The organism is Mesonia sp. K4-1 (assembly GCF_008017825.1).
Classification (GTDB): domain Bacteria; phylum Bacteroidota; class Bacteroidia; order Flavobacteriales; family Flavobacteriaceae; genus Mesonia.
The window spans coordinates 14,864-36,020 of sequence record NZ_VRLS01000040.1 but is presented as its reverse complement, the minus strand read 5'-3'; the positions used below and the strand labels follow the sequence as shown (position 1 = coordinate 36,020).

The window sequence follows — 21,157 nt, the reverse complement described above, 5'->3', positions numbered from 1 at the left end:
AAGACCTTCACATTTACCCGAGATAAATCGTTCTTAAGCTTTGATAGTGTTATCTTTAGAAATAAATTTATTTTACTGATGTTATTTTAAGAATGGTTTTTGAGGTGGTATATCTAAAATAATTGAAAGAAAGAAAATGAAAAATTTTATCCTTTTAGTCTGTATGACGCTGTTTTTAATGAATTGTAAAAGCTCAGATTCAATCTTGGTTTCTAAAGAACAAATGAAAGAACTGCATACTTGGATCGAAAACAAAGCTTTTGAAATTGAATCTCATAGAGCTAATCCTCAAGTTTCAAACGGACTCCAGCAATTGGATTCTTCAATATTTGGGGCAGGAAATAATGCTAGTAGTATTAATTTAATAAGTAATCCTAATTTTTTACGTATTCAAAACGATAGTGTTTTTGTGCATTTACCATATTACGGAACCCGACATATGATTAGCCATAGAAGTTCACAATCTGGAGGGATTCAATTAAATACTGAAATGAAAAATTATTCATCGGTTTATCAAGAATCTAAAAACAGAACCACCATAAAGTTTGAAGCAAAAAATGCCAATGAGGTTTTAGATTTTACGCTAACGATTTTTGATAACCAAAGCACAACCATAAACGTTTACAGTTCTCAACGAAGTAGCATTAGTTATGATGGGAGAATTTCTGCATTACCCAAAGAAAAAGAATAGTGGGTAATAATTGATAAAAGCAAGTTAGTTTTAAAATATCCTATTTTACATAATATAAATTATAGTACAACTTGTTTATTTAGCAAATTGGCGTATACGTAGTATTTTATATAATATCAGATATAACTTCAAGTATATGAATTATATCGGCAGATATTATGTAAAAGCCAATTTGCGGAACGCTATGTTTATTTGTAAGCTATATGTAACAGCCGTTTTACGACCTGAGTTTCATTTATATTCGTAAGCTATAATTAGTCGCTATGTAAAATAGCCGCATGCCAATGCACTCGATTGATTTTTAAAAATTTAAATACCTTTTTATGACATTTATTTTTAAACACAATTTCCAGCCGCTTTGCCAGCGCCAAAAAAAAGCTAACCTTTTTGCTCTAATTAAAAATCTTGTATTCGATAAAATGTACGGAATAAAAAATTTTAGACGATTCTCGTAAGCTTGCCATAAGAGCATAAAATTACTCTGCGAGATAATTTCTATGCACTTGTTAACTATAGAACTTCAATTAATTCTTTTTTTCGTGTTTCATTATCTTTTGTCTTGACACAAAAGAAATCGACTTTCGGAGATTCACGAACTCCAATAAAATATTAACGCGTGAGCTAAACAAAAAATACTCATTAATAATATCTATTGTTTTTAATGGTATTCGTGAATCTGCGATTTCAAGGCTGCATACGGGCAAACGTTAAGAAAATGTACCCAAAGTACATTTTTAATGTAGCAGCGAGCTAGCGTGTTGGCGAAACAATGTACGGCTCAATCGCTATATTTTAGACGGCATAAAATTGAAAGTCTAGTAGACTTTTGATTTTTTTGAGCGAGCTGGCGTGTTGGCGATTTAAAACGTTTTGTTTAATCAATAGAACTATCATTATCCAGCCGCATCTTCTCGAATTTTTATAAAATGTACACGCTCACTTCACCTTATTGTTTAACCAAAATTTAATGAGGTCAAACGTAACATTAAGATTATATTTTACATAATAATTAAATATCAATAGGTATTGATACTGTAATCTGATTCAATACATTGTTATATATATCAATATCAGCTTCGTTTGTTTCAATAGAAGTAATTAAACTATATCTAACCGATGAATCATAACGATTGAGTTTTTTTCTGTTTTTCCACCATCCACCTACTGGATAAACCGCAATTTTATTTCTTAATGCTAAATCAGCAGCGGCACCAACCCAAATATCCTTGTGAATACTACCTTTATCTCTAACTTGACTGCCTAATATCCAATTCTCGCTACCTTCAGCTACATAATCGTCTTGTTCATCTTTTATAGCTTTACTAACTCGAGCTTGAAAAGCTCCTTGACTTTCATTTTTATCAATCATTTTAAACCTCAATCCATGTGATTTGTATGATTGGTCACTAGCATATCTTTTATTTCCAGGATTTGGTTCAATAAAGTATGATAACGTTACTATTAATTTCACATCTAATTCAGCTAAATCAGACAAAATATCTGTAGGCCAGGGTAAATCAAATAAATGAAAAACATTAGTTTTAACTCTACTATCTTCAAATTTAAAAGGCTTTAGAGTTCTTTCTGCTATTATACTTAATGAATTTTCAGCACTATATTTAGCTTTGCTCAAATTAGGTATACCATAGCCTACTCTCGCTAAAAGTTTAGATTTTTCTTCTGAAGAGAAACTATTGATATCCCTGTTATTCAACATTATACCATTCCAATCTGCAGAATGAATTATTAAGGCACGAATAGTTTCAGGTAAATAGCTTGGGTATTTTTGATATAATTCAGCAGCAAATTTAGAAGCAAGTGCAGTAGCTGCACTTGTATCTGCCATTGTTGAGAGCCATGATCTTCCTATACCTCCTACTCCTGTAGACAAAAGTTTTAATGATTCTTCATCTAATATACCAGAATTAAAGATACCATCATTTCCTCCTTCAAAAACTATATCTGGTTTTTTTGGCCATTTTTTATTCCAACTTATGGAAGTTGTGTTACATGGAGACATTTGTCCTCTTTGAGCCAATAGTTGTGCTCCAGGATAAGTTACAACATCCAATCTGTCCTTGTTTGTATAAGCTCCTACGGTTATAGCATTAAATGCTTGAGCTGGATCTTCTATTGATAGATCATCATTTGAGATAGGGTAATTTAATCTATCTACAAAGGATAGGTTTCCACTTGAAACTAAAATTACAGTATTATTATTTCTATCCTCAATTGACCCAAACATTTTTTGATCAACTGCGGCGGACCACGAAGATGGTCTGCCTAAATATTTATTATCAGGAGAAGTTACTGCCAAACAAACGACTCTTTTATTTTTAGGGTTCATAATTTCACCAATAGCTATGGCTTCAAGAGTTATTTGGCCATATAAATCTGGGTCATTCGCTGTACGATCAACAATTTTAATACTCTCAATATTATTAGAAACATTGATTGGTGTACTAGAACTCAATGGGGCAATTAAATCCCCATATATAATAAGACCAGCCATTGGAGTACCATGTCCTTGTCTGTAAGAGTCAGAATTTGTCCAAGTTGGGTTTACTGAATCTAAATTTCTTTCCGAGATTAAATCTACCAATAGTGGATTTAATCGATTGACTCCAGAATCCAATAAACAAACTGAAACATTATTCATTTCTATTTGATTATTAATTCTATCACGTAAATCATTAATGAAATCACCTTCCCAATCTTTATCGAGATTTGTAAAAAAATCAGCGGTTTCAATAGGTTTTCTTATTTCTGCTAAATTATCTACATAAAGTAATCTTTCTCCTAATTCTTCTGGAGTAGCTTTAATTAAACCAACAATGTTTTCTGGAAAAACAAGAAGTCTACTATTAGTTAAAACAGTATCTGTTGTTAAAGTATTTAATGTTTCTACTACTGTTTCTTTATTAGCACCACTAAACCAAACTTCCCACCATACACTAACATTTGAGCTAGGAAAATCTACTTCTGGTTCTTGCCAAAAACTTTCTAGAGTAGCTGCTCTAATATTTTCAATATTCGCTATTAAATTTTGGTTTTTTGGCTTACCTGTTATAGTTTCCTCTGTTAAGTATTTTTCAACTTTATTTAAAAAATTGGAAACAGCTTTCTTATTTAAGTAAACCGCAATTTTGTATACAATTTGCTGATTACCATCAGAATCAGTGCTAAATTCAGCTTTACAAGATGCAAGTCTGTAATTTCCAGCAGCATCTTCAAAACTATCGAAAGCTAATTCAAAATTTAATGCAGATTCAAACTCTATATATACAAATTCATATTCTTCATTTCCGTCAGTAAACTCAGATACAGCAGAACTAAAAGAACTTTTTATACCCCTTCCATGCGCTGTTCTATCTCTACCGTCTTTATGATGAAATTTTCCACCACCATAAGTACTATATGGCAAAGAAGAATTATTTCCATTAAGAAAAATGTGATTTAAGTCAGACATACTATTTTATAAAGATCTTTTTCTTGAGTTAATAATTTCAAATAAAAACTCTAAACTTGACTCTTCCTTTCCGTAAACGATAATATTTTTTAAAAAATCTTGACAAATTTTTTCTAGGTCTGAAAAATTTAGTCCAATAGATTTTTTTGAAAGTTCAATTAGATTTTTTTCGCTTATTAATTCATTTTTTAAAAGCTCTCTTTTAAAGTATTTGAAGATTTGCTCTTCATTAGGTAATGGATAATTTATAATATCATCGAATCGTCTAAATAATGCTTCATCTAAATTTTCAGGCATATTAGTTGCCGCAATTATTAAACTATTTGAATCATCTTTTTCAATTTGAAGTAAAAAACTATTAAGCACTCTTTTTATTTCTCCAACTTCATTGCCTTGACTTCTAGTTGTTCCAATACTATCAAATTCATCAAATAAATAAACGGCTCTAAATTCTTTCATTGTATCAAAGACCAAACGAAGTTTCGCTATTGACTCTCCCATATACCTACTTATTAGGCCATCTAGTCTTATTACGAAAAGAGGAATACTTAATTCATTAGATATCACTCTTGCCGTCATTGTTTTTCCACAACCTGGAGGTCCAGTTAATAGTATTTTTTTTCTAGGAAATAAATTGTGTTGTCTTAACTTTTCTATTTGACGTTGTTCATCTAAAATTCTTTGAATAGTTTTTTTTAGTTTAATAGATAAGACCATATCTTTCAATTTATCCACAGGTCTAGAGAATTCTAATAAATCATTAAGCTCTTTTTGTGCAGCATTTACTGGTAATCTCTTTAGAATATTTTCATTAATCTTAGATTTTTTCGAATCTTGAATTAATTTTTTCAACTCTTCTGCAAGATCTTGATGTCCTTTACGTGCTTCTGCAGCAGCAATTTGCATAGCTGTAGCATAGAAGCGTGAATCATCACCTTCACTAAAAGATTTAATTAAACTTTTTATTTGTTCAGCAGCAGCCATTTAATAGTGTAGTATTTGTGGTAAAAATATACAAAATAAATCATTAATTAAGAAATAATTTTCCATTCCACTCACATTACGCTTCCCTCCTACGTCGTCGCATAAAAAGTGTTCCATTAACATTGTAGAAGAAACTTTTTAGAATAAATTTTTATAAGAAACTGAAGAAATACTTTCACTTTTACCAAAACATAGCTACCCTTAGATTAAAAAATCAGGACTTGCGGCAAATAGAACATTATAGGAAAAATTGTTGTTTTTAATATCATCCTGTTACAACGTCTTTAAGCCTATAACTAGGGATGATCTCACAGCAATTTTTATCTAAGATATGTATGTTCGTTATTCCCATAGTCTAAATTTTAGGTGTACAAGTATAAATTAGAATCAAGATTCTTGCATTTTAGATTTCTGTTCTTAGCATTTTAAATATATTATCCACTAAATTTTCATCCGATCTTGTGCCATAAGGATCAATGGCAATATAACTAGGTTTTTCATTTACTATAAATTTTATTACAGTACTTTCTTTATTGATTTGTGTTGACTCATAATACAGTATAGAGCTATCCTCTTTTACTAAGGAGGGATGTGTTGTAAAGATTCCTATTTTAATAGGTTCATTAATTCCTATAGGAACAATCTCTCCATTAGCTATGCTTTCAAAGCGTTTTGCTTTTATAGTTGCTGTAATTTCATAAGTGCCATTTTCTAAAGCTATATAAGAACTCTTCTCCATAATTAAGTCGTAGGTGATTACTTTTTTAAACCAATCATCAATTAAATGATGGTATTCTTTAGGCGTTTCCTCATAAATCATTTCTAAAAATTCAACGCTATTTGCATCTAATGTGACATGGTTTCGGTGTTTTTCAGTTAAGGCTTTTATAACCTGGTTAAGCTGATTCTCCCCCAGCAAATCTCGTAAGCCTAACATCACATTTAAAGCTTTTCCATAAGAAATATAACCTTCGCCCAGTACTTTATAAACTGGTGGTTCTAGATCGCTTGCAAACGATCTTCCTGAAAAATAACGTCTCCTAGCATTTTCACTCAATGCATAAACAGCAGCTTTGCCATACATCTTTTCCATCACAACGGCTTCTGTATATTTTGCAAATCCTTCTACAAAAATAGATCCGCCTGCTACTGGTTTTGCTGATAACGTATGCCCCCAATATTGATGAGCCACTTCGTGAATAGTCCTTTTTGCAACCAAATTGAAATTTTCCTCGTTCCTGACATCGGTTAAATACAATCGATCCTCCACCATACTAATCACTCCGGGATGCGCAAATCCACCAAAGGACCAATGTGAAGGAATTTCTGCTATTCTTATATGATCAAAAGCATAATCCCCAAAGTTTTTCTCGCAATAGTCTAAGGTTTGTGTAGTGCTTTTTTCAATCTCTTCCACATTAAAGGAATGAGCTTCATCGAAATACTGTTCTATAGAAATTCCTTGATGATCCACTATTTTAGTAGTATAGTTGGCGGAGAAATAGGCTAACATGGGGATGACTTTATTCTTGGCTTTATAGTGAAAATAATTTCGGTTATGGTCTGACCATTGTTTTATCAGTTTACCTGAACTTAGTGCTATTTGGTCGCTACTTGTAGATACAATAGTTTCGAAGCTCGTTTTTTCATTGTTAAATTCTTCAAGCGCAATATGTTCATCTGAAGTAATTTCTTTTTCCCGTGTAGGTAAATTTCTCTTTTCTCGTTCTGCTTTATCTGTAAGTTCTAGACTAGAGCTATATCCTAACATAGGTTCAAAATTGCGGTGGGTGATATAAGTTCCGTTATTGACAATGGTTTTGTCTTCATCATAAACTTTTAACCTATGGTTCAAATGATAAGTATAACGCACAGTTTCCTGGGGTTGTAAAGGTTTTTTCAAACGAAATAGATAAACGCCATAGGTGGTATCATGCATCACTAAATCTGCGTTTTCAATTCTTATAGATTCCAATGGAAGACGCTCCGTAATAAAGATGTTGTATAAAGGTTCTTCACCTCCGTTTTTCAATATATAATCTGCTTTTATACTATAACTTCTTTCTTCAGGAAAAATAGCCATTTCGGTTTTTCTGGATATGGCATAAGGTCGCACTAAATCTTCATAGGGTTTAAATTTTTTTTCATACTGTTCCCTAAAATTTAAATTATCGCTTGTGGTTACGTAGTCTGAAACCCAATTCATATTATAAAAAATCAAACTTCCGGCACCTATAAATACTAAAATGAAGAAGATAAATGATGCTTTTTGAAAGGTAGAACCACCATTTTTTAATTGTTTTAGTTGGGTTGAAAAATTAGCCCCTACTCCTCTATTCCAAATTTTAAATGAGCCCCAAACGAATAGCAGACCTAAAGCTAACCAATAGACTGCTAAATGATGAAATAAGCTCAAACTTCCATAAAAGCCATTCATATTCGTATAGGATATTCTAGGCATAAACCCAAGGCTAGTTAATGGGTGTTCGAGACCAATCACATCAGATTTTAAGCTTAATAGTACAAATAACCCAAACAGACCCATACCTAAATATTTAGTTTTGGCTATACTGTTAATAAACATACCTATCATACTAAATACTACGAGTTGTAATCCGTAATGGTAATATAAAGAGGCATACAAACTCAACTCGAAGTTTGAATAGTTTAAATACACCTGAAATAATATACACATTATGATTCCACTTGTGATTAGAATGACAGGTAATAATAGAATAGCAAAAAGCTTAGAGAGAAAGAACACACTATTTTTTGTGGGTACGGCATCAATAATTAAGTTGAAGTTTAAACTACGTTCTCTCCAAACAATTTCGGAGCTATAAAAAATGATTAAAATGAGACTAAACAGCGTTAACGGATTGACTATTAAACTTATAAGTTGGTTAGTAAAAGGGTATTGACTAACGCCATATTCTCCGCCACCAATTACAGTACTATGCAATTCTGAAAACACTATCATTAACCACATAATCAATACCGCTATAAATGGTAAACTCTTAAAAACACTAGTTAATTCTAATTTTAGTAATGAAAAAAATGCTCGTAATTGTGCTTTAAAATGATACGCGGTCTCTAGGGGTTGGTAAGATATTATGGGTGCGTTTGTACTGGTTGCGGTTGTGGTTGTTTTCTTTTCTTTTCTCGTAAGGTTTCTAAAGGTGAACAAACTGTAGGTGACCAACAAAATTCCTAAACCTACGACGATCCACAGCAGTCTATTCCATAAAAACAAGCCTGAGAATGAAAGTAGTTGCGTGTTTTTTTGAAAAGGTGTCCAGTACTGTGTTTGCTCAAAAAATGCAGCCACACCAAAAGGATCTGCTACCGCCGCAAAAGCCATAGCTTCTGGTGATGCAGGAACGGATTGTGCTAGTAAAGGCGAATTTAAAAATAGCGAACAAACAAAGTATAGCATATATACAAATACGGCACTTGCATAAGTTGCCATACTATTTTTTGACAAAGTACATACAGAAAATATGATGGCTGTGCATATAAATAGATTAGGCACCACCATGTATAACCAAGGCTGTACATAGGTTATTAATTGAAACTCACCAAGACGTTCCGCGTCTAAGCCAGAAAAATAATTTCCAAAAATATATCCTAAAACAAAAGGTGTAAAAGCTAGTAAGCTAAAAATATAGGTTCCTAGAAAACGAGTCCAAAAGTATTGCAACTTTTGTACAGAAGAGCTGAAGACTAAACTTTCCATTTGGTATTGCTTATCACGAAGCATAGCATTAATCGCAAAGAACATGATGATAAATACACTTCCTAAAGTAAATAAACCTGTATGAAAATAAACTTGATATACAGAGTTAAAGTTTACACCTGTGGGGGCAAATCCTTGACTCCCCACAAATACACCCAATGCCAAAAATAAAATAGCAAATATGGGAAACGCCCGTTGTTTTACTTGATAAAACACTTCAAATTGTAATAATGATGTGAACATGGTTTAAGCGTTTTTAGATGGATTGAATAAGGTTGCGAAATAGAAATCTTCTAAATTTGGTGTAATAGCTTTAAAATTATCTCCTGGCTTATGATCTGATAAAACTCTTATTTGAGTTTCTCCTGACACCAATTTTGTAGAAATAACGCTATAAGATTCTTTATACATCTTTAAATCCTTTTTAGGAATTATACGTGTCCATATTTTACCTTCAATACTTGTTACCAATTCGGTAGGGTTACCTTGAGAGATAATGGCGCCGTTAGAGAGAATAGCCATTTTAGGGCATAAGTTTTTTACATCCTCCACAATATGTGTAGATAAAATAACAATAACATTCTCTCCTATTTCACTTAATAAGTTTAAAAAACGATTACTTTCTTCTGGATCTAAACCTGCGGTGGGCTCATCTACTATAATAATTTGTGGATTGCCTAACAGAGCCTGGGCTATACCAAAACGTTGTCGCATACCTCCAGAAAAGGTATAAACCGCTTTTTTTCTGTGTTGATAAAGGTTGACTTGCTGCAACAAAGCTGTTACTTGTTCTTTCCGCTGTTTTTTGTTTAATATGCCTTTTAAAACCGCTAAATGATGGAGCAATTTCTCTGCTGAAATTTTAGGATATACACCAAATTCTTGAGGTAAATAGCCTAAACATTGCCTAATGTTTTCAGGCTTTCTAAGAATGTCTGAATGATTAAAGAGTATACTACCAGAAGTCGGTTCTTGTAATGAGGCAATGGTTCGCATTAAAGAAGATTTACCTGCGCCATTGGCTCCAAGCAAACCAAACATACCATTCGTGATTTCTAAATTAATGTTATTTAAAGCCTTAACTCCATTAGAATAGGTTTTACTTAAATTATTGATTTGTAAAGTATTCATAATTATTGATCTTTAATTGATGTTTTAATTTGCTTCTCAATGGTGTCAAACATAAACTGAAGAAAATCATATTTCTAATTAAAATGATATATGCTATGATTATGAAGTTATACCCTATAATAAGCTGTATGAATGCTGTATGGATAAAAAATAATAGTGTTGGACTGCTTTTTACTAGTGTCTATCAACTTTCTTGTAAAAGCTGTATTACATACTTACTTTTGTTTTATGGTTGAATACATCAAAAAATATAAAGGCTTTTTAATAGCACTCGTTATTATACCTATCTTTTATTTGCTGGATTATTTTGGTGTTATCCATATTCCAGATGATGATCCGCTTGAGGTGATATTAATTACCCTGTTTTGGGGGTTAGCCATTGCATTGCCTATTCATTATTACAACTATTTAAAACGTAATGGAGTTACCATACGTAAAGTGCTAGGGCTAATGCTTGTTTTTATGCTAGCATTAGGTGTAGATGCATTTATGAATATACCAGATAACCCTGTGACTTTTATTCTATTGATGTGCTTTTGGATAGGCATTGTGTATGTGCTTATTCCTGTATTTATAAAAAAGTATTGGAAACTTATTGTACTTATTTATATTCCTTTATTTATATATTTTCTTTACCTAAGGTTATTTTCTGGGGGTTTAGAAGCTTATTTAGAAATTAAGAATGACTATCCTTTCTACGTGTTTTTTATACCCATTCCTATTTTATTTTTTGTTTGGGTTTATGAACAGTGGAAATGGTTTAAAAATTTAAAAGCTGAAAAATCTAAAACAGAGCTTTCACTTTTAAGAACACAGATTAATCCTCATTTTTTCTTTAACACCTTAAATAATCTGTATGCATTAACGCTTACCAACTCAGATAAAGCACCAGAAGTAATTTTAAAATTATCTGATATGATGCGTTATACTATCTATGAAGGTGAAAAAGAGATGGTTAAGATGAAGGACGAAATAGAGTATTTAAATAACTATATAGAATTACATAAAATACGTTATAAAAAATCTGTAGAGATCCTATTTAATTATGATGTAGATACCAGTTTAACTATTGCACCTTTATTATATATTATTCTTTTAGAGAATGCTTTTAAACACGGAGTTGAAACTTTAGCCGAAAATGCTTTTATACATATTAATTTAACTGATAAAACGGGTTTTATTATTTTTTCAATTGAAAATAATTTTGACCCTAATGAAATAAGTCCATCAAACGGAATAGGACTACAAAATTTAAAAAGGAGGTTATCTTTATTATATAAAGATAAATATGAGTTAAAAGTTGATGTTTTTACAGACACCTATAAAACAACTTTAAAAATTGCTAAACATGCTTAAGTATATAATTATTGATGATGAACCTTTAGCACACGACATTATTCAAGAGCTTTGTAGTATGTTACCCCATTTGCAATTAGTGAAAAATTGCTACAGCGCTATGGAAGCTATGCAATATCTTAATGAAAATCAGATTGACTTTATGTTTTTAGATATTAATATGCCTAAACTAAAAGGTTTAGATTTTTTAAAGACACTATCAACCCCTCCAAAAACAATAGTAACAACTGCTTATAAAGAACATGCTCTAGAAGGTTTTGAGTTAAACGTGGTAGATTATATTTTAAAACCTTTTAGTTTTAACCGATTAGTAAAAGCTGTAAACAAAGTTTCTGATTCTCTAGTTGCAAATACCATTACAAAAGAAATTAATTCAAATACATCTACTAAATTCTTTGTAAAAGGCGATAAAAAACACCATCAAATAGATTTAAAGGACCTACTCTATATTGAAGCTTACGGAAATTATACCAAATTATTTTTACAGGAGGAAATGATTATTAGCCATGAAAAAATATCGCATTACGAAATTATCTTAAATGAAGATAACTTTTTAAGGGTTCACAAATCGTTTATAATTGCTATAGATAAAATTAAATTTATTGAAGGAAATCGAATTTTAATAGGCGAACATAAAATTCCTATTGGACAAACCTATAAAAGCAAGGTAAATAAGTTATATAACACTTAATTCGCATTCCAAAGCACTTATGCCTTTCTCTCACACATTAATTTTATTCCGTAAGAAGGGGATATATTACTAAATAAAATTGAATTTGTCAGTTTTTATATTTTATACTTTAAGGATTTCGGGAACCTCATCGTATTTAAAAGTGAAAGATCCTAAATACTCAATTTAAACCCCATAATGCCCTATAACACCTATCTTATTTCTAGATATCCACAATATAATGAAATTAAACTGAGTCCACGTTTTCCCACGATTCTGTGGCTAGGCTATATATTGGGTGTGGGTTGAGTGTGGACTCACTAGGAGGAAGCTATAAGGGAAAGAGAGGTGAAATTTGAAAGAGAGAGGTTTCCTTTATAAATGAAAATAATTTTGAGGAAATGTTAAACTTTTTGCAGGTTATAGATTTGAAAAACCCTAACCTCCTCTTTTTAAAACTGCTATAAAGTCCTGCCCTAAATTGTGAATATCTATCTTATTATTACACACGTTCCCTTTAAGCTAAACCTTACTTTTGGCATCCTAAAAATAAAAAGATATGAGTGCAACTTGGTATGAGTGTAAAGTAAAATATAGAAAATTTGATGAAGCTTCGGCGACACAAAAGGTGAAAACAGAACCTTTTTTAGTCGATGCGATTTCGTATACTGAAGCTGAAAGTAGAATCACCGAAGAGATGTCGGCTTATCTATTAGAAGGTGAGGAAATAAAAATCACCAATATTAAGGTAGCTAACTTTGCGGAAATCCATCCGTTTGAAAATGCAGATCGTTGGTTTAAATCTAAAGTAGCCTTAATTGCCTTCGATGAAGAAAGCGGAAAGGAACGTAAAACCAATCAATATTTATTGGTGCAAGCGAATGATGTTAAAGAAGCTTACGAAAATACAGTCCACGTTATGAAAGACAGTATGGGAGAATATAGTATTCCAGCAGTTTCTGAATCTCCAATTGTAGATGTATTTCCTTATTTTTCTGGTGATGAAGATGAAACCGAACGCTTAGAAGAGTTTACCCGACTTAAAGATTCGGTGCCTTTTGACAATCAACCCGATGAAGAATTAGAGACGGCCGACTCATTGGTAACAGAAAACGAGTAAGCTTTAAAAAAAACTATCTAAAAGCTGTTTTTGGTTAGCCTAAATGGTGTAAAAAACAGCTTTTGGAACTTTAAGTCTGCTTCAATTCAATTAGGATTAGCGTAGCTATAAGTTTATTAACCTTAGTTATGGCTATGTACTACCTACGAGTCTATCTCTTTAAAAAATTGATGGGCTTCATCTAAAAATTCTCCTTCTTCAAAGGGTAAGAGATCTCTAGCCAAGTCTAAACAGTTGCCAATATGCTCTTTTGGTACTAATTTTGCCGGATCGTATTGTTCATTTTGACTCGCTAAAAGACAAACCGCGAGTAAAGAGTCTATAGTCACCAACAACTCCCAATAGCCCTTAAAATTTAAATGGGTGGGTTTAAAATTACCTCCTTGGGTTTCACGTAAAGCGTTCAGTTTACTGCTAGCTAATTGCTGTAGCTTTTTAAGCTTTTTGTTTTTTTTCTTCATGTTTTATTTTTTGTTTTGACTTTCTTTAATGAGGTCTTCGAGAGTTTCCATTTCATCTATAGGGAGTAATTGTAAAATATGTTCTAAGGCTGTTTGTACATTAAGATGAGGCTGAGGGATTAATCTATGGTAAGGAGCATCTGCATGGTCTAAGGCTACAATACATACTTTTAAGATTCCCATGATATTGTACATGATATCTGCAATCCCGTCGATACGAAATTCTGCTTTATAAGCAAGTTGATTTGAATTAAAGGGAGTCCCCTTTAATTTTAAATCGATCAATTGCTGTAGTTTGCGATGAAGGTTAATTTTTTTATCTGGGGCTGTCTCTGCAGCGCCTTTATAGGCGCTATATCTTAGGTTAAACTCCTCTTCCACTATGGTTATAGCTTTAGACAATTTGTGCTGGAAGAGCTCTATGGAGGTTGGAGATATTTTATAATCCCGATCGTACCTCACCTCTCGGTAAGCAGCGTCTAATAAGTTTAACTCCTTGATTTCACTTTCAGTTTTAAAAAGCTGACCCAGTTCCGGCACAAAAAATTGAATATAGGTTTGATGATTTGCAATATGGTGACAAATTTTCTCTTTCCCCATCGTAAGAAGTTCTGCGGTACGAAAAGCAAGTTCTATGGCTTGATGGAGCATAAATGCTGCTTGAGGATAATTTCTTTTTTCATTATAAAAATGAGCTCCTGCCTGAAAATCTAAAGCTTTGGTATACTCTTTTTTATAAAATGCTTTTACGGTAGTTGATATTTCTTCAAAATCTACAGATATTGATGGTCTATTTAAAGCACCAAACTGTAAATAGGCGTCTTGAAAGCACTGTAAAAAGAAAATATTACCTTCCCGTAATTGTTGTAGAGCGTAAGCTTCTTCATATATACGATATATACAGAGAGGATGCTGTTTGAATATATCATTTAAATCAATCTGTTGAAGAGGAGTACCGGTCTCTGTAATGATTACAAAAAGATTTTTTTCCTCTCCTCTTATTAAGGGTAACCAATATATAGCCTTGATAACAGGTATTTTTGCGACTTGCTGAATGAGTTGGATTATGGTAGATTTCATAGGTCTTCGTGTTAAAAATGATGGTATGATAAAGAAACGAGAATTAACCTAGGTACCGAACCCAAAGCTTTGGTATCCCACCCAACCCATTGGTATTTTACCAAACGGTATATTATGATTTACCAACCTGGTATAAATTAGCTTTAAAAAGAACTGTTATCCCGACAAACGGAGGAATTCCTCGAAAGTTACCTACAAAAAGTACTTTCATTCCGACGAAGGGAGGAATCTATTAAAATTTACCTTTAAAAAGGACTGTCATTCCGACAAAGGGAGGAATCTGTTGAAAATTACCTTCCAAAAGAACTGTCATTCCGACAAACGGGGGAAATCTCTCTAAAGTTACCTTTTAAAAGAACTGTCATTCCGACGAATGGAGGAATCTGTTGAAATTTATCTTTAAAAAGTACTGTCATTCCGACGAAGGGAAATGTCTCTCTAAAGTTACCTTTAAACCATTTAAAACTAATTGCAGGTTTATACTATTTACGAAAGTCCTCGTGGACTTTCTATCTGTGATTTATTTCCTAACTTTATTGCTAAATCAACGTAAGTAATCTTATACAAAACCATTGGTAACAAGCTGTGAAATTCGTTAAATCAGCACGGATATTGATTGAATTTGATAATTTCGTATCTTTGATAAAAAGAAACTCGAAATGAATATAGAAGCTCGAAAAATAGAATTTATAAAAGAATTCTTACAACTTCAAAGTGAGGAAGCAATTTCCAAGCTTGAGGAAATATTGAAAAAGGAAAAAGACACTTCTGACGAAAGGCTTTTTAAGCCTATGAGTATTGATGAGTTAAACAGACGAATTGACAAATCAGAATCGGATTTCAAAAACAATCGATTTAAAACAAGTTCTGAACTTTTAGCCAAATACGAATAATGAATTTTAAAATTATTTGGTCTGACTTTTCGGAAACTCAACTTGACAAAATTTATGAGTATTACGAAAAGAAAGTTAGTTTAAATGTTGCTACTAAAATTGTTACCGGAATAATTAAAGAATCAGAAAAATTAATCAATGCCTCCTTCATTGGACAAGAAGAAGAATTACTTAAAGATAGAGAAATTCAATATCGTTATTTGGTTTTCAAAAACTACAAAGTGATATATTCGGTTGATGAACAAAACGAATTTATAAAAATTGCTGATGTTTTTGATACTCGCCAAAATCCACCGAAAATGAAACGAACAAAATAAAGCCTGATTGCCAATAAATTACTGTCATTCCGACGAAGGGAGGAATCTCTTGAAAATTACCTTCAAAAAGAACTGTCATTCCGACGAAGGGAGAAATCTATTAAAATTTACTTTTAAAAAGGACTGTCATTCAGACAAAGAGAGATGTCTCTCTAAAGTTACCTTTAAAAAGAACTGTCATTCCGACAAACGGAGGAATCTATTGAAAGTTACCTTTAAAAAGTACTGTCATCTCGGCGAGGGAGAAATCTGTTTCAATTAACTTCGGAATTGAAATCGAATTACAAATCGGAAGCTTCTTAACACTAGAGTTTTTTTTCGATAAGCAAATTTATTGATATCGATTTCAAAAATTTTTCTATATTTATAGAAGAGAACTGCTTGATGAAAGAAGAGATGAGTTTAATTGCAATCTCTTGAAAAACAAGCCTAAAGCTTTATTATCGCTCTAGGACAGAAAACGAACTGAACTTGCTTGAAGTAGTTAAAAATAGTGGTTCATCAAATGGGATAAAAAGATAAGGTTTTACCGTAGAATCACCTTTCTCTTTAGCTATTTATTTTAAAATATCAATTTAAAAAAGCTAACTTAAAAGATATAATAATAAAATATGATCATAAGTTCCTTGCTGGTTGTTTTAGGCTTTGCGAGTCTAATATTCGGTGCGAATTGGCTGGTGGATGGAGCTTCCTCCTTAGCTAAGAAAAACAATATTTCCGATTTGGTTATTGGTTTGACCATCGTTGCTTTTGGAACCTCGGCACCTGAATTAGTGGTTAATACTGTAGCTTCTTATACTGGTCTTTCTGATATAGTTTTTGGAAATATTATAGGTAGCAATAATTTCAACCTATTTGTCATACTCGGCATAGCAGGCTTAATCTATCCCATTACCGTACAATCTTCAACAGCTTGGAAAGAAATACCTTTATCGCTGATGGTAAGCATCGTGTTATTTATTTTAGCAAATAATTTTTTTATCAACCAAAACCTTGAAATCTCCCGACTTGACGGAATTATTTTACTCGTTTTTTTTCTATGTTTTTTGTATTATGTTTTTAAGCAACTTCAACAAGAAAAGACCACCGCTATACTAGCTGAAACTAAATCAAATTATAAAATTTGGGGATTGATCATAGTGGGTATTGCGGGTCTTATTATTGGCGGAAAATTAGTGGTGGATAACAGTATAGCCATGGCCACTGAATTAGGAGTAAGTCAAAAAATAATTGGGTTAACCATAATTGCTGCAGGAACTTCCTTGCCAGAATTAATGACCTCTATTGTCGCTGCTTTAAAAAAGAACAGTGATATCGCCATTGGAAATGTAATCGGTTCAAACATTTTTAATGTTTTATTAATCCTTTCAATAAGTTCGTTCGTAAATCCTGTCAAGTATGATCCCAATTTTAACCAAGAATTATTGATTTTAATTGGAGGAACAGTATTTCTACTCATCGCAATGTTTACAGGAAAAAGAAAAAAACTTGACCGATGGGAGGCATGCATCTTATTAAGCTTTTATTTAATGTATACGACTTATCTAGTGGCAAAAGAAATTTAAAAAATGACTGAATAGGAATGCAAAACATGGGAAAACACACTAACATACGTTGATAAAATAGTACGAATAGAAGCTTTTTTAACTTTTGAGGTCGGTATAAAACCGAATTTATAAATTTGGTGTTAGAATAAAAAAATTGAAAATTAGCTTATGTTTAGCAAAAAAATTATTAGATTTCACTTAGTTAAAATAGCCGATTTTAGGGTGTTAACCGCTTCGCTTGAATTCGCTTGTAGGTAAATGAAGAATAAAACAATTGACAGCAATGAATCTACTATACAAAGCTATGTGGAAGCTTTACGTCCAGAAAGTATTGAAATTCGGGAGCAAGTAGATCTTGGATATTCATATGATGTAAAAAATGTCCTCCTCTTTGAAATTCGAACCGATTAGAACAATCCTAAAATAAAACAACAAATTGAATTTGCGAAAATCTGTTATGATAAATCTAGAAAAGAATGGAATTTATATTGGATGAGAGCAACTGGAGCTTGGGAGATTTACGAACCTTTTTCCAAATCTACTCATATAGAAAAAATAATAGAAGTGATAAAAGGGATCAACACCATTGCTTTTTTGGATAATATTCAATCAAATATCGTTAAGAATATTGCGCAAGAATTGGATTGCGGAAGTGACTGTTACTACAATCCGAGTACTGATGAACTCATAGCTATCCCCAACTTTTCACAGTTTCCAGACGATGATGAGTTTAAAGAAGCTTTTCGTGACAGTTTAGTAATCATTGAAAAGCATCGTTCAGATTTTATGAAATTTGAGGCATTGGATAGTTTTGAATCCTTTAAAATCATGGAGCGATTTGTGAGAGAAGTACCTAACGACCCTCTTAAAAAGAAATTAGAAAATGCTTTAAACCACAAAAAACCGTTTCAGAATTTTAAGTATATAATCGACCATTCTGAAGTTAGACAAAGTTGGTTCGACTTTAAGCAGAGGGAGTTGGAAAAAATAGTAGCGATGCAATTAGTGAAATAAAAAGCTACCCATCACAAAGAAAGTAATATATGTTAGTAAAATCTTTACAGGATTTTTTACAGTTCATCATAGTATAGAACCAAAAAATCTTTAATTTTGATAAACTAAAAACTTATAATTATGAAAAAATTAATTCTTAGCTTATTTCTAGGGGCAATGTTTATTTTAGCTTCTTGCGGTGAAAACAAACATACAGATGTGGTGGAGTCAGGAACCTATCAAGGAGTCGCAGAAGAAGTAGACGCTGATGAAAAAGAAATTTATGTAAGAACTGCTGATGATAAATTAATTGAACTTTATTTTACCGATGAAACTAAGTTAACGTCTTCCAATGGTGATGAACTCACATTTAAAGAGTTAAAAGAAAATGGCAAGGTAGAAATTAGGGTAGAAAAACAAGGTAATAAAAATGTCCCTATATCGGTGAAAACTCTTAATTAAGTAGATGAATTCTCAAATCCCTTCTTTTTGGAGAGAAGAAGTTTGGCATCCGCTTTCTGTACATTTACCCATAGCCACCCTACTATTGGCTTCTTTATTTGCAATTATAGGTTTCTTTTATAAAAAGGAAACCTATCGTTTTTTAGCAAAACAAATGAGCTTAGTATTATTAGCCATTGGTGTTTTTAGCGGATGGGCAGCTATTTATACTGGCGAGTTGGCTTATAACATTGAAGTCCGTAAAATTTGTGATCCAAAAGTTTTACAGGAACATCAATGGTGGGCATATGCAACCTTGATTGTTTATTCTGTTAATTTAATACTACAATTAAGTATAAAATTCATTCCCTTCTTATCTCGTAAATTAGCGCAAACTATAGGGTTGGTTTTACTTACCATAGCATTAGGAGGTCTTTTTTATACTGGTCATTTAGGCGCTTCATTGGTATATCAACAAGGAGCAGGTACCTATCAACCCACCGCAGATTGTGTTGAATTTGTAAAATAACAAATGGAATTATCAAAGGAATCGTATGCCATAAAGGCCACTTATTTCAGCATTATAGGAAATACCCTATTAGCGGTTATTAAATTAATAGCTGGTTTTCTGGGTAATTCCTATGCTTTGATTGCAGACGGGATTGAATCTACAGCCGATATTTTCTCTTCATTCTTTGTCTTGCTGGGTTTTAAATATGCCCAACGCCCCCCAGATGATAATCACCCTTACGGGCATTCTCGTATAGAGCCTTTAATTACATTTATCGTGGTGGCCTTTTTGGTCACTTCAGCTACAGTGATAGCTTATGAGAGTGTGATAAATATTAGAACGCCCCATAAAATACCTGAAGCTTGGACCTTAATTGTTTTAATCGGAATTATTATTTGGAAAGAGATTTCTTACCGGTATGTACGCTATAAAAGCAAGAAAATAAACAGCTCTTCTTTAAAGGCCGATGCTTGGCATCATCGAAGTGATGCCATCACCTCCATTACTGCATTTATAGGCATCTCGATTGCCCTATACTTTGGGGAAGGTTATGAAACAGCTGATGATTGGGCAGCTTTATTTGCCTCTGCTTTTATTTTATATAATGCTTACCTCATATTTAGACCGGCTTTGGGAGAAATTATGGATGAACATCGGTATGACGATTTTGTAGAAGAAATAAGGACAATAGCTACCCAAGTAAAAGGAATAAAAGGAACTGAAAAGTGTTTTGTGAGAAAAGCAGGGATGAAATACTTAATAGAACTTCACGCCATCGTAGATGGAGAAATTTCAGTAAAAGAAGGACATTATTTAGCACATCAGCTTCAAGATCAACTTCAAGACGATTTACCGGAAATATCACATATCACCATTCATATAGAACCTCCTTCACTAGATGAATTGAATTAAAATCGAACTTCAAATTGAAAGATTCTTCACTCCGCTGCGCTCCATTCTGAAAGCCAATGAAGTGGTTCGGCGAAGCCAATGACAATTCGGGTGTCATTCCGACGAGGGGAGGAATCTCTCGAAAATTACCTCCAAAAAGAACTGTTATTCCGGCGAGCGTAGAAGTCTGTTGAAAATTACCTTTAAAAAGAACTGTCATTCCGACAAACGGAGGAATCTTTTACAATCGAGCTTCATACTTTTGAGCTCCCCTCCTACTTAAAAAAAACTAAGCTGTTTTCTTATTCAATTTTTGAAAATTGATTATCTTTAAGTTTTATAATTAGTCCGTTTTTTATGAGTACCACAGCCACACCCCATATTGGAAGAAAAATAAGTCGCATTAGAGAATTACGCGGGATGAAGCAAGAAGCTTTGGCGATAGAATTAGGGATCAGTCAACAAAGTGTTTCGCACCTAGAACAAAGTGAAACTATGGAAGCCGAAAAGCTGGAACAAGTGGCGAAGGTGCTGGGCGTTACTCCAGAAGCGATCAAGAATTATTCAGATGAGGCGGTTTTTAATAATATTCAGAATAATTATGAAGGTTCAACGATAAATGCTGGGCCTTCAGTAAATCACAATTGCACCTTCAACCCCTTAGATAAACTCCTAGAAGCAACGCAAGAGAACAAAAAACTTTACGAACGACTCTTGGCTGCAGAACAAGAAAAGATTACCTATTTAGAAAAGTTATTAGCTCAAAAATAAGTTAGTTTTCATATTTCTTTATTTAAATAAAGAAAACCTCTAGCTATAAAAAGCTAGGGGTTTTTATATGTTATTACATTTGCTCATTATCTTCC

At 32.6% G+C, this 21,157-nt stretch carries 19 protein-coding genes; 13 read left to right on the top strand and 6 right to left on the bottom strand.

Annotated elements, in window-relative coordinates; translation table 11 throughout:
• Positions 1-178: 178 nt before the first annotated feature.
• Positions 179-691 (top strand): DUF4251 domain-containing protein, encoded by a 513-nt coding sequence (locus FT986_RS06385; RefSeq protein WP_187248582.1) that lies wholly within the window; start codon positions 179-181, stop codon positions 689-691.
• Between the two features lie 1,009 nt (positions 692-1,700).
• Here FT986_RS06385 and FT986_RS06380 read toward each other — a convergent pair.
• The 4 genes from FT986_RS06380 to FT986_RS06365 all read right to left on the bottom strand — a co-directional run bounded on the left by FT986_RS06380 (position 1,701) and on the right by FT986_RS06365 (position 10,011).
• Complete coding sequence (locus FT986_RS06380) at positions 1,701-4,160, bottom strand: S8 family peptidase (RefSeq protein WP_147864371.1); 2,460 nt, start codon at positions 4,158-4,160, stop codon at positions 1,701-1,703.
• Positions 4,161-4,166: 6 nt separating this feature from the next.
• On the bottom strand, positions 4,167-5,144 hold the full coding sequence (locus FT986_RS06375) for an AAA family ATPase (RefSeq protein WP_147864370.1): 978 nt from the start codon (positions 5,142-5,144) through the stop codon (positions 4,167-4,169).
• A 403-nt stretch (positions 5,145-5,547) separates the two neighbouring features.
• Positions 5,548-9,123 carry a M1 family aminopeptidase gene (locus tag FT986_RS06370; RefSeq protein WP_147864369.1) on the bottom strand — a complete coding sequence of 1,192 codons (3,576 nt, stop codon included), beginning with the start codon at positions 9,121-9,123 and terminating at the stop codon, positions 5,548-5,550.
• 3 nt (positions 9,124-9,126) lie between these two features.
• The gene (locus FT986_RS06365) at positions 9,127-10,011 is read right to left on the bottom strand and encodes an ABC transporter ATP-binding protein (RefSeq protein ID WP_147864368.1); all 885 of its coding nucleotides are present in this window, start codon (positions 10,009-10,011) and stop codon (positions 9,127-9,129) included.
• Positions 10,012-10,239: 228 nt separating this feature from the next.
• On the opposite strand from FT986_RS06365, the gene FT986_RS06360 reads away from it, so the two are divergent.
• The 3 genes from FT986_RS06360 to FT986_RS06350 all read left to right on the top strand — a co-directional run bounded on the left by FT986_RS06360 (position 10,240) and on the right by FT986_RS06350 (position 13,157).
• Positions 10,240-11,367, top strand: coding sequence for a sensor histidine kinase (locus FT986_RS06360; RefSeq protein WP_147864367.1), 1,128 nt, complete (start codon positions 10,240-10,242; stop codon positions 11,365-11,367).
• Complete coding sequence (locus FT986_RS06355; RefSeq protein WP_147864366.1) at positions 11,360-12,058, top strand: LytTR family DNA-binding domain-containing protein; 699 nt, start codon at positions 11,360-11,362, stop codon at positions 12,056-12,058. The genes FT986_RS06360 and FT986_RS06355 overlap by 8 nt, the downstream gene beginning before the upstream one ends.
• 538 nt (positions 12,059-12,596) lie before the next feature.
• Positions 12,597-13,157 carry a DUF4494 domain-containing protein gene (locus FT986_RS06350; RefSeq protein ID WP_147864365.1) on the top strand — a complete coding sequence of 187 codons (561 nt, stop codon included), beginning with the start codon at positions 12,597-12,599 and terminating at the stop codon, positions 13,155-13,157.
• A gap of 143 nt (positions 13,158-13,300) precedes the next feature.
• Here FT986_RS06350 and FT986_RS06345 read toward each other — a convergent pair whose 3' ends face one another.
• Positions 13,301-13,618, bottom strand: a complete 318-nt coding sequence (locus FT986_RS06345) for a hypothetical protein (RefSeq protein WP_147864364.1) — start codon at positions 13,616-13,618, stop codon at positions 13,301-13,303.
• Positions 13,619-13,621: 3 nt separating this feature from the next.
• On the bottom strand, positions 13,622-14,698 hold the full coding sequence (locus FT986_RS06340; RefSeq protein ID WP_147864363.1) for a HEPN domain-containing protein: 1,077 nt from the start codon (positions 14,696-14,698) through the stop codon (positions 13,622-13,624).
• 659 nt (positions 14,699-15,357) lie between these two features.
• On the opposite strand from FT986_RS06340, the gene FT986_RS06335 reads away from it, so the two are divergent.
• From FT986_RS06335 to FT986_RS06295, 9 genes are all read left to right on the top strand, one after another.
• Positions 15,358-15,591, top strand: a complete 234-nt coding sequence (locus tag FT986_RS06335; RefSeq protein ID WP_147864362.1) for a hypothetical protein — start codon at positions 15,358-15,360, stop codon at positions 15,589-15,591.
• Positions 15,591-15,908 carry a type II toxin-antitoxin system RelE/ParE family toxin gene (locus tag FT986_RS06330; protein WP_147864361.1) on the top strand — a complete coding sequence of 106 codons (318 nt, stop codon included), beginning with the start codon at positions 15,591-15,593 and terminating at the stop codon, positions 15,906-15,908. Before FT986_RS06335 ends, FT986_RS06330 begins: the two co-directional genes overlap by 1 nt.
• 611 nt (positions 15,909-16,519) lie before the next feature.
• Positions 16,520-17,473, top strand: a complete 954-nt coding sequence (locus FT986_RS06325) for a calcium/sodium antiporter (protein ID WP_147864360.1) — start codon at positions 16,520-16,522, stop codon at positions 17,471-17,473.
• 240 nt (positions 17,474-17,713) lie between these two features.
• Positions 17,714-17,866 carry a hypothetical protein gene (locus tag FT986_RS16130; RefSeq protein WP_255505927.1) on the top strand — a complete coding sequence of 51 codons (153 nt, stop codon included), beginning with the start codon at positions 17,714-17,716 and terminating at the stop codon, positions 17,864-17,866.
• A gap of 81 nt (positions 17,867-17,947) precedes the next feature.
• Positions 17,948-18,469, top strand: a complete 522-nt coding sequence (locus FT986_RS06315; RefSeq protein WP_255505926.1) for a UPF0158 family protein — start codon at positions 17,948-17,950, stop codon at positions 18,467-18,469.
• Between the two features lie 120 nt (positions 18,470-18,589).
• A complete protein-coding gene (locus tag FT986_RS06310; RefSeq protein WP_147864358.1) occupies positions 18,590-18,910 on the top strand; it encodes a hypothetical protein in 321 nt (106 codons plus the stop codon).
• Between the two features lie 4 nt (positions 18,911-18,914).
• Positions 18,915-19,418, top strand: a complete 504-nt coding sequence (locus FT986_RS06305) for a DUF2231 domain-containing protein (protein ID WP_147864357.1) — start codon at positions 18,915-18,917, stop codon at positions 19,416-19,418.
• Positions 19,419-19,421: 3 nt separating this feature from the next.
• Positions 19,422-20,312: a cation diffusion facilitator family transporter gene (locus FT986_RS06300; RefSeq protein WP_147864356.1), complete on the top strand. Its 891-nt coding sequence runs from the start codon at positions 19,422-19,424 to the stop codon at positions 20,310-20,312.
• Positions 20,313-20,648: 336 nt separating this feature from the next.
• On the top strand, positions 20,649-21,062 hold the full coding sequence (locus FT986_RS06295) for a helix-turn-helix domain-containing protein (RefSeq protein WP_147864355.1): 414 nt from the start codon (positions 20,649-20,651) through the stop codon (positions 21,060-21,062).
• The last annotated feature ends 95 nt before the right edge of the window (positions 21,063-21,157 follow it).

What these genes read in the sequence shown, in the direction of transcription:
- FT986_RS06360 (WP_147864367.1), top strand. Translation starts at nt 10,240, where the DNA reads ATGGTTGAATACATCAAAAAATATAAAGGCTTTTTAATAGCACTCGTT.
- FT986_RS06330 (WP_147864361.1), top strand. Translation starts at nt 15,591, where the DNA reads ATGAATTTTAAAATTATTTGGTCTGACTTTTCGGAAACTCAACTTGAC.
- FT986_RS06300 (WP_147864356.1), top strand. Translation starts at nt 19,422, where the DNA reads ATGGAATTATCAAAGGAATCGTATGCCATAAAGGCCACTTATTTCAGC.
- FT986_RS06335 (WP_147864362.1), top strand. Translation starts at nt 15,358, where the DNA reads ATGAATATAGAAGCTCGAAAAATAGAATTTATAAAAGAATTCTTACAA.
- FT986_RS06370 (WP_147864369.1), bottom strand. Translation starts at nt 9,123, where the DNA reads ATGTTCACATCATTATTACAATTTGAAGTGTTTTATCAAGTAAAACAA.
- FT986_RS06375 (WP_147864370.1), bottom strand. Translation starts at nt 5,144, where the DNA reads ATGGCTGCTGCTGAACAAATAAAAAGTTTAATTAAATCTTTTAGTGAA.
- FT986_RS06365 (WP_147864368.1), bottom strand. Translation starts at nt 10,011, where the DNA reads ATGAATACTTTACAAATCAATAATTTAAGTAAAACCTATTCTAATGGA.
- FT986_RS06355 (WP_147864366.1), top strand. Translation starts at nt 11,360, where the DNA reads ATGCTTAAGTATATAATTATTGATGATGAACCTTTAGCACACGACATT.
- FT986_RS06380 (WP_147864371.1), bottom strand. Translation starts at nt 4,160, where the DNA reads ATGTCTGACTTAAATCACATTTTTCTTAATGGAAATAATTCTTCTTTG.
- FT986_RS06340 (WP_147864363.1), bottom strand. Translation starts at nt 14,698, where the DNA reads ATGAAATCTACCATAATCCAACTCATTCAGCAAGTCGCAAAAATACCT.
- FT986_RS06305 (WP_147864357.1), top strand. Translation starts at nt 18,915, where the DNA reads ATGAATTCTCAAATCCCTTCTTTTTGGAGAGAAGAAGTTTGGCATCCG.
- FT986_RS06315 (WP_255505926.1), top strand. Translation starts at nt 17,948, where the DNA reads ATGAGAGCAACTGGAGCTTGGGAGATTTACGAACCTTTTTCCAAATCT.
- FT986_RS06325 (WP_147864360.1), top strand. Translation starts at nt 16,520, where the DNA reads ATGATCATAAGTTCCTTGCTGGTTGTTTTAGGCTTTGCGAGTCTAATA.
- FT986_RS16130 (WP_255505927.1), top strand. Translation starts at nt 17,714, where the DNA reads ATGAAGAATAAAACAATTGACAGCAATGAATCTACTATACAAAGCTAT.
- FT986_RS06385 (WP_187248582.1), top strand. Translation starts at nt 179, where the DNA reads ATGAATTGTAAAAGCTCAGATTCAATCTTGGTTTCTAAAGAACAAATG.
- FT986_RS06295 (WP_147864355.1), top strand. Translation starts at nt 20,649, where the DNA reads ATGAGTACCACAGCCACACCCCATATTGGAAGAAAAATAAGTCGCATT.
- FT986_RS06350 (WP_147864365.1), top strand. Translation starts at nt 12,597, where the DNA reads ATGAGTGCAACTTGGTATGAGTGTAAAGTAAAATATAGAAAATTTGAT.
- FT986_RS06345 (WP_147864364.1), bottom strand. Translation starts at nt 13,618, where the DNA reads ATGAAGAAAAAAAACAAAAAGCTTAAAAAGCTACAGCAATTAGCTAGC.
- FT986_RS06310 (WP_147864358.1), top strand. Translation starts at nt 18,590, where the DNA reads ATGAAAAAATTAATTCTTAGCTTATTTCTAGGGGCAATGTTTATTTTA.